The organism is Streptomyces sp. NPDC041784 (assembly GCF_055591025.1).
Genome location: NZ_JBVJAB010000012.1, coordinates 1 through 15,113 on the forward strand (window position 1 = coordinate 1; position 15,113 = coordinate 15,113).

General features: G+C 70.7%; 9 protein-coding genes and 2 pseudogenes. 7 read left to right on the forward strand and 4 right to left on the reverse strand.

The features are described from left to right. Window positions 1-84 precede the first annotated feature (84 nt). Window positions 85-2,736 (reverse strand): RICIN domain-containing protein, encoded by a 2,652-nt coding sequence (locus tag ACZ6D7_RS25170; protein ID WP_469494842.1) that lies wholly within the window; start codon window positions 2,734-2,736, stop codon window positions 85-87. Between the two features lie 993 nt (window positions 2,737-3,729). On the opposite strand from ACZ6D7_RS25170, the gene ACZ6D7_RS25175 reads away from it, so the two are divergent. From ACZ6D7_RS25175 to ACZ6D7_RS25190, 4 genes are all read left to right on the forward strand, one after another. After that, complete coding sequence (locus tag ACZ6D7_RS25175; RefSeq protein WP_469494845.1) at window positions 3,730-3,921, forward strand: hypothetical protein; 192 nt, start codon at window positions 3,730-3,732, stop codon at window positions 3,919-3,921. A 96-nt stretch (window positions 3,922-4,017) separates the two neighbouring features. Next, window positions 4,018-4,674: a PadR family transcriptional regulator gene (locus ACZ6D7_RS25180; RefSeq protein ID WP_469494848.1), complete on the forward strand. Its 657-nt coding sequence runs from the start codon at window positions 4,018-4,020 to the stop codon at window positions 4,672-4,674. A 249-nt stretch (window positions 4,675-4,923) separates the two neighbouring features. Beyond that, the gene (locus tag ACZ6D7_RS25185) at window positions 4,924-5,661 is read left to right on the forward strand and encodes an ABC transporter ATP-binding protein (protein WP_318811635.1); all 738 of its coding nucleotides are present in this window, start codon (window positions 4,924-4,926) and stop codon (window positions 5,659-5,661) included. Next, a complete protein-coding gene (locus ACZ6D7_RS25190; RefSeq protein ID WP_469494851.1) occupies window positions 5,658-8,525 on the forward strand; it encodes an ABC transporter permease family protein in 2,868 nt (955 codons plus the stop codon). Before ACZ6D7_RS25185 ends, ACZ6D7_RS25190 begins: the two co-directional genes overlap by 4 nt. Before the next feature lie 673 nt (window positions 8,526-9,198). Here the strand turns inward: ACZ6D7_RS25190 and ACZ6D7_RS25195 are convergent. From ACZ6D7_RS25195 to ACZ6D7_RS25205, 3 genes and pseudogenes are all read right to left on the reverse strand, one after another. After that, window positions 9,199-9,609: a PIN domain-containing protein gene (locus tag ACZ6D7_RS25195; protein ID WP_469494856.1), complete on the reverse strand. Its 411-nt coding sequence runs from the start codon at window positions 9,607-9,609 to the stop codon at window positions 9,199-9,201. Further along, a pseudogene (locus ACZ6D7_RS25200) lies at window positions 9,606-9,734 on the reverse strand (type II toxin-antitoxin system VapB family antitoxin); the annotation flags it as partial. The pseudogene ACZ6D7_RS25200 and the gene ACZ6D7_RS25195, both read right to left, overlap by 4 nt. Next, a pseudogene (locus ACZ6D7_RS25205) lies at window positions 9,734-10,269 on the reverse strand (transposase); the annotation flags it as partial. The pseudogenes ACZ6D7_RS25200 and ACZ6D7_RS25205, both read right to left, overlap by 1 nt. Before the next feature lie 846 nt (window positions 10,270-11,115). Here ACZ6D7_RS25205 and ACZ6D7_RS25210 point away from each other — a divergent pair. The 3 genes from ACZ6D7_RS25210 (at window position 11,116) to ACZ6D7_RS25220 (ending at window position 15,011) form a co-directional block, all read left to right on the forward strand. Next, entirely contained in the window at window positions 11,116-11,646 is a 531-nt protein-coding gene (locus tag ACZ6D7_RS25210) for a SigE family RNA polymerase sigma factor (RefSeq protein ID WP_469494860.1), read from the forward strand. Then, window positions 11,643-12,434 (forward strand): hypothetical protein, encoded by a 792-nt coding sequence (locus ACZ6D7_RS25215; protein ID WP_469494862.1) that lies wholly within the window; start codon window positions 11,643-11,645, stop codon window positions 12,432-12,434. The genes ACZ6D7_RS25210 and ACZ6D7_RS25215 overlap by 4 nt, the downstream gene beginning before the upstream one ends. A gap of 183 nt (window positions 12,435-12,617) precedes the next feature. Further along, window positions 12,618-15,011 (forward strand): non-reducing end alpha-L-arabinofuranosidase family hydrolase, encoded by a 2,394-nt coding sequence (locus tag ACZ6D7_RS25220; protein WP_469495500.1) that lies wholly within the window; start codon window positions 12,618-12,620, stop codon window positions 15,009-15,011. Window positions 15,012-15,113 lie beyond the last annotated feature (102 nt).

Here is a 15,113-nt window from a genome sequence, read left to right on the forward strand (position 1 = left end):
AAACCAAGACAGAAAAAGGCGAGCCCCCCCACCTGTGGGGGGCCCAGGGTCTTTGTCCCCTCCCCCCCCGCTCGGGCGTTGGGGTCAGGACGGGTCGCCGTACTGGAGGCCGCGTCCGTTGGTGCCGATGTAGACGCGGCCGTAGGTGTCGGGGTCGCCGGTGACGACGCCGCTGCCGCTGATGTTGCCCCACTGGTGTGCGTCGTCGTTGACGCGGATCCAGGTGGCGCCCTTGTCGGTGGAGCGGAAGACTCCGGTGACGTCCTTGACCGTACCGATCAGGTACAGGGCCTGGTAGGAGGTGCCCGGCTTGGCCTTGCCGAAGCCGAGGGCGGAGGCGGACTGCACCGAGTTGAGCGTGGTGAAGGTGCGGCCGCCGTCGGTGGAGTGCAGCAGCCCCTTGCCCTGGCCGGAGATCCACAGGTCACCGGCGATGCCGGGGACGGCCGTGAGCTTGCCGGAGGGCAGGTTGCCGGCGCGGGCGGTGAAGGTCGCGCCGCCGTCGGTGCTGGCGTACAACGTGCCGCCGGACAGCGAGTAGAAGGTGCCGGCCGAGGAGCGGTCGGCGACGACCACGGCGTCGTTGCCCAGGCCGCCGACCCGCGACCAGCTCGACCCCTTGTCGGTCGAGCGGTACGGGGCCTGACCGGCCTCGGTCCAGACGATGGTGGAGCCGTCCGCCGAGAGCGCGATACGGCCGTCCCGGGCATCGGCCACCGGCTCCGCCTTGAAGCCGGTCCAGCTGCTGCCGCCGTCGGTGGAGTAGGCGCCGTCCTGCTCGCCGCCACGGCCGACGCGGACCATCATCGAGGGCTTGGACTGGGCGAAGTCGATGTCGGTGCTGTTGGCCATCAACGGGTTCTTCAGCCGCCCGGAGGGCACCTTGGTCAGGTCGTCGTGCCGGAAGCCGCCCTGGTCGCCCATGGAGGTGATGACGGTGGCGCCGCCGGGCGGGGCGATCGCGTCCAGCAGCGCGGTCTCCTCCAGCCCTCGGGCGCCCATGCTCCAGTTGCTGGTGCCACCGGTGTCGGAGGCGTTGGCGTCGGTGCTGCGCAGGATGCCGTTGCCGGTGCCGTAGAGCACGTGCCCGGAGTTGAAGGGGTCGATGGCCAGGGCGGTCATCCAGTGCCCGGTGTGGGTGCCGACGTAAGGGGCGGCGGAGGCGTTGCGCTTCGACTTGTCAGCCAGTGCCTTCCAGGTCGTACCGCCGTCGGTGGTCCGGTAGATCTCGTCCTCGGGCCACCAGCGGCCGAGGGTGGTGACCATCACCGTGGACGGCTTGCGCGGGTCGACCGCCAGACCGGAGAACCCGTAACTGCCCTGGGACGGGGAGATGTTCTTCCACGTCCCGCCGGCCGGCGTGTACTTCCACACCGAACCCGCCGTCACGCCGTTGGGTCCGAGGTTGTCGGTGTACGTCAGGTACAGCGAGCCGTCACCGGAGAGCACGCCGTGCTGCGGCATCTGGCCGGTGGGCTGCCCGGAGACGGCCTGCCAGCTACTGCCGCCGTCGGTGGAGCGGTACAGGGAGGTGGACCTGTCGCCGACGCCGACGTAGACCGTCTTGCTGCCGGCCGGGCCGTACGTCACGAAGGAGATGCCGCCGCCGCTGCTCGCCCCGTTCTTGACGGGGAACGAGGAGACCTGGCTCCATGTGACGCCGTGGTCGGTGCTGCGCCACAGGCCGTTCTTGCGGGTGCCGAGGAGAAGGTTGGCGTTGTTCGCGGGGTCGACCACCAGCCGCTCGCCCGCCCCGCGGCCGTCCTCGTTGGCGCCCAGCTTGAAGGGCAGGTTGGTGCGCTTGAAGGTGCGGCCCTTGTCGGTGGAGCGCAGGATCGCGCCGTTGCCCGCCCAGTCGTTGGTGTAGGTGCCCGCTCCGAGGTAGAGCCGCTTGGGGTCGACGGGGTCGGTGGCCAGCGAGTCGATGCCCAGCAGGTTCCAGTCCTTCTCGCTGACCCAGTCGGTCAGCGGGATCCACTGCTCGGCCGCGGCGTCCCAGCGGTAGGCGCCGCCCATGTCGGTACGGGCGTACAGCAGGCCCTTTTCCTTCTGGTTGAACACCAGCCCGGTGACGTAACCGCCGCCCACCACCTGGGCGTTCTTCCACTTGTACGGTCCGGTCGCGGCCGTGGTCTGCGCCTCGCCGGTCCCGGCCGCCGGGGTCTCGGCCACCTTCACCAGCTTCCACTGCTGGTTGGTGCTGCCGTGGCCGGGATACTGCTGGACTGCCGCGCCCTGGGCCGTGGAGCCGCCGGTGACGTCCAGGACCAGGCCGCTCCTGCGGGAGGTGAAGGTGACGGCCTCGGCACCGCTCACCTCGTCGATCCGCCACTCCTGGGAGGTGGAGGAGCTGTCGGTCTGCTGCTCGGCGGGGGCCTTCGAGGCGGTCGAATTGCCCGCGATGCCCAGCACTTTGCCGCTGTTGCGGTTCACCAGCTCGTAGTAGCCGTTCCCGGTGGCCCGCAGCTTCCACTGCTGGTTGCCGGTGTTCTGGTCGGTCCACTGCTGGATGCGGGTGCCGTCGGCGGTGGAGAAGGAGCTGACGTCCAGCACCTTGCCGCTGCGTACGGAAACCAGCCGGTAGTAGGCGTTGGCGTCGATCGTCGTGGCCTGCGAGTCCTCCTGTGCGAACAGGAAGTACGGCACGACGATGGCGGGCACGCCGACCACCAGGCCGGTGGCGGTCCAGCGACGGCGATGACGCCCGCGGCGCCCGCCGTTCGTGGGGTTGTTCATGGGGGTGAAGTTCTCCTTGCACGCTGTTCACCGGAGGAAAGCCGGATCACGGCCGCCGGAACTGGCCGGATCCACCCCCTTGTCGCCACAGAATCCTCACAGGGTTGCCTTGAGCGGGAACCTTTTCGGCTCACCGCCCTGGAAATCGTCTAGGCAACAAACGACCCCCAGGTCCATGACCTAGGGGTGAGGGTCTTTTCGTACCGCTGTCGACCGTGGTCGTCCGCTCTGAAGGGCACGCTATGGGCATGACGGCCCAGAGGTGGACGACCGCGGAGGCGCCGCCGTCCCCGCCGCGGGACGTGGGCTCACGGCGCACGACCTGTTTCCCGTGCGGGCGCTCATGGTCGATCGGGCGTAGTACGTGTTCGCGCCGACCGGCCCCCAGCGACCGGGAGTGGCTCCGCCTCGAACGGCAGTCGAGTGAGGCCGTCGCGACTGCACACACGGCGTCTTCAAGGATGCAGTCGCCCGCATCAAGCATCCTGCTGCGGGTTGAGGACTCCTTGGGCCTTGCCGACGAACGAGAGAAGGTCGTTGGCGACGTCGCTGGCCGTGTAGGAGAACTCCCTTTCCGGAGACCCTCCGGGCCGCCCACCATCCCGTCCGTCCCGCGCCCGCCGGCCCCCTCGTGCCCGGCCACGGCGACGGCCTCCGCCGCGCCGCCCGCTCACGCCCCGCTCCGAACGGTTCCGCGGCCACGAGCGCCGAACCCACCCCGCCCGATCGCCCGTCCGCCCCGTCGGCGTCGCCCTCCTCCAGATCCGCCGGACCCGCCCGTCCGGCGGCTCCCGAGCCGTCGGGGCCGCCCGACGCGCCCGCGCCCAGCGACTCCGCCTCCCTCGCGGGGCGGTCGGCGGGGGAGGGCCGGGAACGGCCTGGCCGACCGGCCGACCCCTCCGGCTCGCCGTTCTCCACGAGCCCGGTGGAGCCCGCTCGTACTAAAACGGCAACAGAGGAGGAGCCGCCGAGGAGTCGGACGAGGGGGTCGAGGTGGTACCCGAGACGGACGCCCCGGCCGCCGAGAGCTCGCCCGCGGAGCTGCCGACGGCCGCTCACCGGACCGGCACCGAGGCCCCCCTCGACCTCTCCGACCAGCGGATTCCCGTGCTCACACTGGGCGTGGGGCTGGCTCTGGTGGGCCTCGGCATCGGCTTCCTCGGGGTGCGGATGCGCCGCCGCTGAGCGGCTCGCGACGGCCCGGGTCCCCCTTGAGTCGGACCTCCGGCGTCCGCCTCAGGACGCTTGTCCACGCGGACTTACTCGGTATACATACTCGGTATGTCCATCCGTCACGGGCTTCTCGCCCTCCTCGAACGCGGACCGCGCTACGGCTCACAGCTCCGTACGGAGTTCGAGTCCCGTACCGGCTCCACCTGGCCGCTCAACGTGGGTCAGGTCTACACGACGCTCAGCCGGCTCGAACGCGACGGCATGGTCGTGCAGGACGGCGAGGACAAGGCCGGCCACGCGCTCTACGCGATCACCGACAGCGGTCGCGTCGAACTGCGCAGCTGGTTCGAGAACCCCGTCGACCGCACCAGCCCGGCCCGTGACGAGCTGGCCATCAAGCTGGCCATGGCCGTCGGGGCGCCCGGGGTCGACATCCGTGACGTCATCCAGTCCCAGCGCCGGCACACCGTGAAGGCCATGCAGGACTACACCCGGCTGAAGGCGCAGGCCCTCACCGCAGTGGAGAAGAACGGGGCCCGGGAGCGGGACGACATCGCCTGGCTCCTCGTCCTGGAGCAGCTGATCTTCCAGACCGAGGCCGAGGCGCGCTGGCTCGACCACTGCGAGTCCCGGCTGATCCGTCTCTCGTCGACCGCCCCGGCGGCGGGGCTGGAGCCGGCCTCGACGGGGGCGGTAGCGGGAGCGGCGGGGATGGGAGCGCGGGCGGGGGCCGAGGCAGAGGAGGCCGCACGCCACCGCCCGTGACGTCCGCCCCTCACGACCGGCCCTGAGCACCCGAACGACCGGATCCACAGGGCCGACCGAGTCCACCGGGTTCACCCGACCCACCGGGTTCACCCGACCCACCGGGTTCACCCGACCCACCGGGTCCACCCGACCCACATGAAGACTCCGAACCACCCGACCAGACCCATACCGTACGCACGGCGCTGCCAACGACCGTCCGTCGCACCGACGTCCGGCCGTTCGCCGGCGTACGCCCGAGGGGGAACCATGTCCACACAGCAGCAGCCCGTGCTGCGTCTGCAGAACTTGACCCGCGTCCACGGCTCCGGCGCCACCGAGGTGCACGCCCTGCGCGGCATCGACCTCGACGTCCACCCTGGTGAACTCGTCGCCGTCATGGGCCCGTCGGGCTCCGGCAAGTCCACCCTGCTCACCATCGCCGGCGGCCTCGACACCCCCACGTCCGGGCAGGTCTTCGTCGAGGGCACCGACATCACCGCCCTCGGCATCAAGGGGCTCGCCGCCCTGCGCCGCCGCAGCATCGGCTACGTCTTCCAGGACTACAACCTCATCCCGGCCCTCACCGCCGCCGAGAACGTGGCCCTGCCCCGCGAACTGGACGGCATATCGGCCCGCAAGGCCCGCACCGAGGCCCTCGCCGCCCTCGCCGAGATGGACCTCGGCCATCTCGCCGACCGGTTCCCCGACGAGATGTCCGGCGGCCAGCAGCAGCGCGTGGCCATCGCCCGCGCCCTCGTCGGCGACCGCCGGCTCGTCCTCGCCGACGAGCCCACCGGCGCCCTCGACTCCGAGACCGGCGAGTCCGTGCTGGCCCTGCTGCGCTCCCGCTGCGACGCCGGGGCCGCCGGCATCATGGTCACCCACGAGCCGCGGTTCGCCGCCTGGGCCGACCGGGTCGTCTTCCTGCGGGACGGCGCCGTCGTCGACCAGACCGTACGCAGCGACGCCGACTCGCTCCTGACCGGCCGGGCGGCCCAGCGGTGACGACCTGGTTCCACTCCTGGCGGGCCGCGGTCCGCATCGCCCGCCGTGACGCCTGGCGCTACAAGGGCCGCAGCTTCCTCGTCCTCGCCATGATCGCGCTGCCGATCCTGGGCGTGAGCGCCCTGGACCTGACCCTGCGCAGCGCCGAACTCACCCCCGCGCAGCGGATGGAGCGCACCCTGGGTGCCGCCGACGCTCGCTTCTCCGATGCCCGAGCGGCCGGCGTGGCCATCCTGCAGGACCCCGCGGGCGAGCAGCACACCCCGGCCGGGGACTACGACTCGCCGGGCAAGTCCTGGCCTGACGGCCCGACCGATGTCACCAAGAGCATTCCGGCCGGTTCGACGGTATTGACCGACAGCAGGGGCAGCGCCAAGCTGACCACCAGGCACGGTCTGCTCCAGGCCGAGGTCCGTGAGCTGGCCGCCGTCGATCCCGTCGCCCGGGGCATCATGCGGCTCCAGGAGGGCCGCTTCCCCGAGAAGAACGACGAGATCGCCGCGACCACCCGGTTCCTGGAGAGCAGCGGGCTGTCCGTCGGTTCCACCCTCACCGCCCGCGGCTTCGACCGCACCTATGTGATCAGCGGCTCGTACGAGCTGCCCAGCGACCTCACGGCACAGCAGGTCAACGCCCTGCCGGGGGCCTTCCTCGCGCCGTACGCCAAGGCGGTCGAGAAGGCCGGACTGCCGAAGCCCGAGGACTCCACCACCTACCTAGTGAAGAAGTCCGGTGGTTTCACGTGGAACACGGTCCAGGCGATCAACGCCAAGGGCGTCCTGGTCACCTCGCGGGCCGTGGCCCTCGACCCGCCCGCCGACTCCGAGGTGCCGCTCTACCAGAAGGAAGGCTGGGCCAACTACGAGAGCGGCGGGGGCGCCGACGCCGCCGCGCTCGCCGCCGTGGGCACGATCGTCGGCCTGGCGATGCTGGAGATCTGCCTACTCGCCGGTCCCGCCTTCGCCGTCGGTGCCCGTCGTTCCCGCCGCCAGCTGGGCCTGGTCGGCGCCAACGGCGGTGCCCGCAGCCACATCCGGGCCATCGTGCTGAGCGGCGGCCTCGTCATCGGCGTCGCGGCGGCCCTGGTCGGCATGGTCCTCGCCCTGGTCCTGACCTTCGCCCTCCGGCCGCTCCTCGAGGACTACATGGGACAGCGGTTCGGCGGCTTCACCGTCAGGCCGCTGGAACTGCTCGCCATCGCCGCGCTCGCCATCCTCACCGGCCTGCTCTCCGCGATCGTCCCGGCCGTCACCGCCTCCCGGCAGACCGTCCTGGCCTCCCTCACCGGCCGTCGCGGCGTGCGCCGCAGCAACCGCGTGCTGCCGTTGATCGGCTTCGGCGCCGTCCTGCTCGGCGCGGCCATCGCCCTGTACGGCTCGGTCGTCTCCGACCAGTTCGTCCTGGTCGCGGGTGGCTCGGCCATCGCCGAGCTGGGTGTGGTCGCCATGACGCCCGCCCTGGTCGGCCTGTTCGGCCGGGCCAGCCGCTGGCTGCCGCTCTCGCCGCGCCTCGCCCTGCGGGACGCCGTCCGCAACCGGGGCCGTACGGCACCCGCTGTCGCCGCCGTCCTGGCCGCCGTCGCGGGCACCGTCGCCGTCTCGACGTACGCCGCGAGCAGCGACGCCCAGAGTCAGGCCGAGTACCAGGCCGGCCTGCCGTACGGGGCCGTCGCCGCGCTCGTCACCGAGGAGGGCGGCCGGGACGCCCCCGAGGTCCGCGACGCCGTGCAGCGGACGCTGCCCGTCGACGTCCGCGCCGACGTGTTCCGGATCGCCGTCGGCAAGCCCGGCTGCGACTCGTATGGCGGGGGCGAGGGCTGTGGCCGCTTCGAGGTCGTCACCCCGCCGGCCAACGAGTGCCCGCTGTGGGTCAGCACCCCCGACGGCTCCGACCCCGGGGAGAAGTACAGCAAGGAGCAGCGGCGCGCGCTCGCCAAGGACTGGCGCTGCCTCTCGCCCGACGGCAACGGCATCTACGTCGATGGCGGTCTCCTCATCGCCGACGCTCCGCTCCTGAAAGTCCTCGGCATCGACGACCCGGGCGCGACCAAGGCACTCGCCGACGGAAAGCTCGTCAGCTTCCACAAGCCCCAGGTCGACAGGAACGGCGCCGTCGGCATCAAGCTGATCACCGACCCGAAGGCCGCCGACCGCGCCGCCGAGCAGAACAAGCCGGTCCCGGGCGAGCTGAAGTCCTTCCCCGCCTACCAGGTGCCGGGCTCGCCCGACTCCTACGGAGTGCAGAGCGTGCTCAGCCCCGCCGCCGCCAAGGCCGCCGGACTGACCACCGTCCCCCTCGGCGCCTTCTTCAGCACCGACCGGATCCCCAGCACCGAGGAGCGGCAGAAGCTCGACGCCGAGATCGCCAAGCTCGGCAGCAACGTCGAGCTGACCGTGGAGCAGGGCTGGGTCGACGAGAACGGGCTCGTCCTGCTCGCGCTGACCGTCTTCGCCGGCCTGGTCACCATCGGTGCGGCCGGCATCGCCACCGGTCTCGCCCAGGCCGACGCGGAGGCCGATCTCAAGACGCTCGCCGCGGTCGGAGCCCCGCCTCGGGTGCGCCGCATGCTCAGCGGCTTCCAGTGCGGTGTGGTCGCCGCGATGGGTGTGGTCCTCGGCTCGGCGGCCGGTGTCCTGCCCGCGGTCGGGCTGCGGCTCACCGAGGAGCGCGAGCAGATGCGCTCCTACCAGGAGGCTCTCGACAACGGCTGGGGCGGCGCCGGTGACGCCCCGCCGTACGTGCCGATCATCGTCCCCTGGGAGACGCTCGCCGCCCTCCTGGTGGCCGTGCCCCTCGGCGCCGCCCTGCTGGCCGCGCTGGTGACCCGCTCGCGTGGGGCGCTGGCCCGCCGCGCCGCGCACTGAGCCTCCGTTGCCGGACCGTGCCCCTGGACGAGGGTGAATCACCCTTGTCCAGGGGCAGGAGGTAGTCCCCGTCCTTTGCCAACGGGCAGAGACGCCCGATTCCGTGGTCAGGCTGGTGTGGGAGGCAGATGGAGTGGGGGCGCTCCTCATCACCAGAGTCGAGAGCTACTGGTCGGTGAGGTGCTCCTGAGCGCGACGACCGCGCGAGCAGCGGCACTGGCGCACCTGACAACTGCTGCTCTGCTTACGCGACTTGGTCGACCTTCGCGCACCTTGTGACCCAGGTCACCGAGAATGCGTCTCGCGATGGGATGATTCGGCCTCGTGGTGCCTGAAGCGGCACTCGAAGGCTCTGTACGTTACTCGCCCGCGACTTAGGACACGCGGAGGGTACGGAGCCCCCAAATTGGTCTAGACAACAAACAAACCCCAGGTTGCTGACCTGGGGTTTCTCTCTGGAGCGGGTGACGAGAATCGAACTCGCGCTCTCAGCCTGGGAAGCGACGGCGCTTTCCAGGTCACATAGCTTGTGACCTGGGCATACGTATTGAAGCAGCAGTCCTGTCCGAGGTCGATGGAGCCGCTGTTGGCCGTGGCTGTCCGCTCTTACGGGCACGCTGTGGGCACGGACTGCGAAGACTGGTGGGCAGAGCACGTGCAGCTCGGTCCCTTGTCACTTGCCCGCTTCGGGGCCGTACCACTGGAGTGCCTGGCCGGTGACGGCGGCGATGCACTCGAAGTCCCGGTCGCGATGCAGCAGGGTCAGTCCCTGCAACTCGGCCGTGGCGGCCACCACGAGGTCGACGGCCCCGGCGCTGCGGTGCTGTCCGCGTTGGGTGAGGATCTCCTGGACCTGCCAGGCGCGGTCGTCGACCGGCACCCAGCCGAACAGCAGGCGCATGTCCTCGATGCCCTGTGTACGGTCGGCGGCGGAGCGCGCGCTGTAGAAGAACTCCAGCTCGGTGATGGGGCAGGTGGCGATGAGCCCGGCCGCTGCCGCCTGGTCCCACCCGTACTGTTCGGCGTCGCCGCGCAGCAGGCGGGCGAGTGCGCTGGTGTCGATCAGGAACTGCGCGGCGTTCACCGGCGGTAGTTGCCTTTGTCCTCGAAGAGGTCCAGGTCGAAGACGCCCTCCTCCGCAGCTGCACGCAGGCGGGTAAGTGCCAGAGCGCGCCGCCGGTTCTCCAGCACTTCCCGCAGGGCGGTGTTGCAGCGGTGTTGCTGCCCGCGTTCCCGGGCCGCAGCAGCCCGGCCACCGGCTCCCCGGACCCGCCCCGGCCGTGGTCGACGAACCCCATCAGCGGATGGTGCCCGAAAGTCTTCTTCCAGGTCGCGGCCGCATCCTGCTTCTCGGAATGCGCGATCACCAGCACTCCGTCCAGGGGTCTACGACCACCTGCCCGGCCGCATCCGGCGCCGCCTCCCCGGCCAACCTCCATACAGATGCACGGACATGAGCGCGGGCCTGCCGCAGTGCAGTCAGCGCCCGCTTCCCGTCCGTTGCCGGCGCGTCGATCAGCGGGGACACCGTCGGATCGGAGGCCACCGGCCCGAACACCGCCGGTTCGGCCCGCAGCAGACCGACGTCCGCCAGGCAGTCCCCGCCCAGCGCGACCGCGAGCGCCATATCCAGCAGGACCTTGCCCGGATCATGCACCGCCCGCGGCTTGCGCCACGGCGCCAACGCCGCCGATATCGCCTGATCCAGACCGGTCTTGCGGACCGTCTCCACCAGCACCACAGATACCGTTCAGCACCCGGACGTCGCCGAAGCGCTTGACCACCCCGCATGCCGACATCACCGCCGACGCGTCAGCCGGCCCGGCGGACGCCCCGGCCCCGTGACCCTCTTGTTCCCCGGCCTGCCTCGTGATCGGTTCCATGTCAGTGGGCCTCCTCGCCTACGAGCGTGGAGTCCTCGCGGCCGGTGGTGCGGCCCAGGGTGCCACCGGTGAGCCGCTCGCGCAGCGAGGGTGCGGCGATCACCTGTCCGGGATCCTTACGGACGTGAAGACCGGTGGCCGGCACCCGGGATCTCAAAAACCCGGAGAGGTTCTCCATTCCACCTACGTCGCCCGTCGGGGAGGACGAGGCGCCAGGGGCATTGAGGACTTGCCCACCTGGCCGGTCGCCGAGAAAACAGCGTCGGGGCGGCAACCTTCTCGTCCTCTGCGGCAACTGGGAGCCGGAAGGCCGAGTCGAACTACCGGATGGACGGGCATGTGGGCAACGAAGCACGCCGCGCCGCAACCGTGGCGCAGGCGCGGACTGGTCACGGGCATTCCCTTGCGCTGCTGGTCGTCGGTGTGATGGCGTGCCGTCCCCCCCGGGAGCGGAACCGGTGAAGGACCACCGACATCTACGGGGAGCGGCTGATGGTCGACGGCACCGCCGTGCAGCCGGACATCGCGCAGCCGACCGGCGTCCGGTTCGCCCGGCATTGACCAGCCCGCTGGTCAGCCTTCACCGCCCCGCAACCGAGCACGACCACCGTTCGAATCCCAGACGGAGCACTGTTAAGCTGCGCCCCCCGTTGTTGTTAAACACGCAACCAATGCGCACATCATGGCAAGGAGAGGGCGACCGGGGGATGGTCCTCGATGACGCGTCCGCGGAGTTCCACGAATTCTTCGAACGCCACTATGCCGAACTCGCCCGTCTGGCACACCTCCTGACCGGCGAGACCGACGCGGCGGACGACCTCGCGGCGGATGCCCTGGTCGCCCTGTGGCAGCGCTGGGACCGGTTGCGGCAGGCCGACCACCCGCTCGCCTACGCCCGCGGCGTGGTGGCCAACCTGGCGCGGGGGCGGATCCGCAGCACGGTCCGGGAGAGACGCCGGATCACGCTGTTCTGGTCCCGCAGCCCCGAGAAGGTGGAGGGGCCGGACACGGCGGCCGTGCTGGACGTCCGCGCGGCGCTCGCCCGGCTGCCGTACCGCAAGCGCGCCTGCGTGGTGCTGAGACACGCCCTCGACCTGTCCGAGAAGGACACCGCGGCAGCGCTCGGCATATCGGTCGGAACGGTGAAGAGCCAGACCTCGAAGGGAATGGCCGAGCTGGAAAAGCTACTGGGCGCGCACGCGGCCGGGGACCTGGTGCCAGGAAGGAGGAACCGGTGAACGAGGAGATCGACCGTCGGCTGCGCGAGGCCGCCGAGGCCCACCGGCCCGACCGCGCGCGGATGCTGGCCCGGGTGGAACGCGGCATGGCCGGCCCCGCCGTCCGTCACCGTGCGCGACCGTTCGCGAGGTCCGGGACCAGGGTCGCCCTCGCCGGGCTCGCCGCCGGCGGCATCCTGACGACCGGCGGCCTCGCCGTCGCCGCCATCGTCGCGACCCCGTCGCCGCCGCCCACCGTGACCACGCCTGCCACCCCGCCCCCGACTGCCGGCTCCCCGCACCCGACGTCGGCCCGCCCGACCCCTGTCGTGCCGCCCCCGGCCACCACACCGGGCAGCTCGCGCCCAACTCCGTCGGCCACCAGCACCAGCCCCTCGCCGACCGCCGACGAGAGCCGGAACGGGCCGCTGCGGTCGGCCGGCTCGCTGGATCCGCAGAGCACCGTCTACTGGACGCAGAGCAACCTCGTCCTCAAGACGACCCAGCCGCTCACCTCGCTCACGGTCGAGATCCGGATCGTGCAGACCGGTGGGGTGAAGAACACCGGCACCTGGCAGACCCTGCCGAGTGGTGACTTCACCGTCACCGCCCAGGAGGCCGGCGGCGCGCTGGTCTACCGCTGGGTCCTCAAGCCGGGCCTGACCGTGCCGGCCGGGAGCCATGAGTTCGCCGCGCAGTTCAACAACGGCGCCGACGCGCGCAGTGCCGCGGGCGACGGCTACCTCGTCGACGCACAGGGTTCGGGCGGCTCCGCGTCGGTCCGGGGAGGGTTCGTCCCGGCACGGTGAACGCCGCTGTGCGGCAAGGCGACGACGGCGGCCGTGAAAATGCTTCCCTCGATCGCGGCAACCTTTGTGTGCAGGGCGGCAACTGACAGGTATCCGGGGCCGGATCAAGGCCCGCTGTGCCAGAAGGACATACCGTTGTCAGATCAGAACCGCTCTCATCGCCGCCGTCCGGCAACCCGCCGCGTGATCGCCGCCTCCGTAGTTCTCGCCGCCGCGGGTGCCGCCGTACCGCTGGTCGCCCTGGCCGCACGCACGCCGGAGGCCGCCGCACCGGCCACGGCCGCCGACGCGGCGGCCGGCAGCGGCCGCTACTTCGGCACGGCAGTGGCCGCGGGCAGGCTCGGCGACTCCACGTACTCCGCCATTCTCGACCGGGAATTCAAGATGATCACCCCGGAGAACGAGATGAAGTGGGACGCCATCGAGCCCTCCCGCGGGAAGTTCACCTTCGCCGCCGCCGACTCGATCGTCAGCCACGCCTCCGCGCACGGCCAGCGCCTGCGCGGCCACACGCTGGTCTGGCACTCCCAACTGCCCGGCTGGGTCAAGTCCATCACCGACGCGGGCACCCTGCGCACGGTGATGAAGAACCACATCACCCAGACGATGACCCACTACAAGGGCAAGATCTACGCCTGGGACGTGGTCAACGAGGCCTTCGCCGACGGCGGCAGCGGCCGGCACCGTAGCTCCGTGTTCCAGGACGTACTGGGCGACGGCTTCATCGAGGAGGCCTTCCGCACCGCCCGGAACGCCGACCCCTCCGCCAAGCTCTGCTACAACGACTACAACATCGAGAACTGGTCCGACGCCAAGACCCAGGGCGTCTACAAGATGGTCAAGGACTTCAAGTCCCGTGGTGTCCCCATCGACTGCGTCGGCCTCCAGAGCCACTTCGCCGCCGGCGGCCCGCCGGCCAGCTTCCAGACCACCCTGTCCAACTTCGCCGCGCTCGGCGTGGACGTCCAGATCACCGAGCTCGACATCGCCCAGGCGTCCGCCACCGCGTACACCAACGCCGTCCAGGCGTGCATGAACGTTGCTCGCTGCACGGGCATCACGGTGTGGGGCATCCGCGACAGCGACTCCTGGCGCACCGGTGAGAACGCGCTGCTGTTCGACGCGGGCGGCAACAAGAAGCCCGCCTACAGCGCGGTGCTCAGCGCCCTGGGCGGCACCGGCAGCGGCGGCACACAGGCCGGGGGCATCACCTCCGGCACCGTCTACACGCTCTCCAACGCGGCCGCCGGACGCGTTCTCGACGAGCCCGCGGGACAGAACGACAACGGCACCCCGCTCCAGGTGTGGGACGCCAGCGGCGCCGCCAACCAGCAGTGGCGGGCCAACCGGAACAGCGACGGCACCTACACCCTGACCAACATCGCCAGCGGCCGGGTACTGGACGAGCCGGCCAACCGGACGGCCAACGGGACGAGAACGATCGTCTGGGACTCCAACGGCGGCGCCCACCAGCACTGGAAGGCCCACCGGAACAGCGACGGCACCTACACGCTGACCAACGTCGCCAGCGGCCGCGCGCTGGAGCTCCCCGGCGGTCGAACCGCCAACGGCACTCCCGTCCAGATCTGGGACACCAACGGCGGCGGCGCCAACCAGCGCTGGAACTTCCAGCCGGCCGCGGCGCCGAAGAGCGACACGTGTGCGCTTCCGTCGACGTACCGGTGGACCTCGACGGGCGCGCTGGCACAGCCGGCGAACGGGTGGGCCTCGCTGAAGGACTTCACCACCGTGACCTACAACGGCAAGCACCTGGTCTACGGGTCGAACTACTCGGGATCGGCCTACGGCTCTATGGCGTTCAGCCCCTTCACGAACTGGTCGGACATGGCGTCGGCCCGCCAGACCGGCATGAGCCAGAACGCGGTGGCACCCACGCTGTTCTACTTCGCGCCCAAGAAGATCTGGGTGCTGGCGTACCAGTGGGGTCCGTCGCCCTTCAGCTACCGCACCTCCAGCGACCCCACCAACCCCAACGGCTGGTCCGCGCCGCAGCCGCTGTTCACCGGCAGCATCCCCCGCACCGAATCCCCCACCGGCCCGATCGACCAGACCCTGATCGCCGACGACAAGAACATGTACCTGTTCTTCGCCGGTGACAACGGCAAGATCTACAAGTCGACCATGCCGATCGGGAACTTCCCCGGCAGCTTCGGCTCGTCGTACACGACTGTCATGAGCGACACGGTGAAGAACCTGTTCGAGGCACCGCAGGTCTACAAGGTCCAGGGCCAGAACCAGTACCTCATGATCGTCGAGGCTCGCGGTGCGGGCGAGCAGCGCTACTTCCGCTCGTTCACCGCCTCCAGCCTGAACGGTCCGTGGACTCCGCAGGCCGCCACCGAGTCCAACCCCTTCGCAGGCAAGGCCAACAGCGGTGCCACCTGGACCAACGACATCAGCCACGGCGACCTGGTCCGCGCCAACCCCGACCAGACCATGACCATCGACCCCTGCAACCTGCAGTTCCTCTACCAGGGCAAGTCCCCCGATACACCGCCGAACACCTCCTACGACAACCTGCCGTACCGGCCCGGCATCCTCACCCTGAAGCGCTGACCCGCCTGATCCACGGTGATGGCGATCGGGTGCGCTGCACCGGCGCGTAGACGAGCGGTCTACGGCGTGGGCACCTCCACCCGCTGACCGCTACTCTCCGCG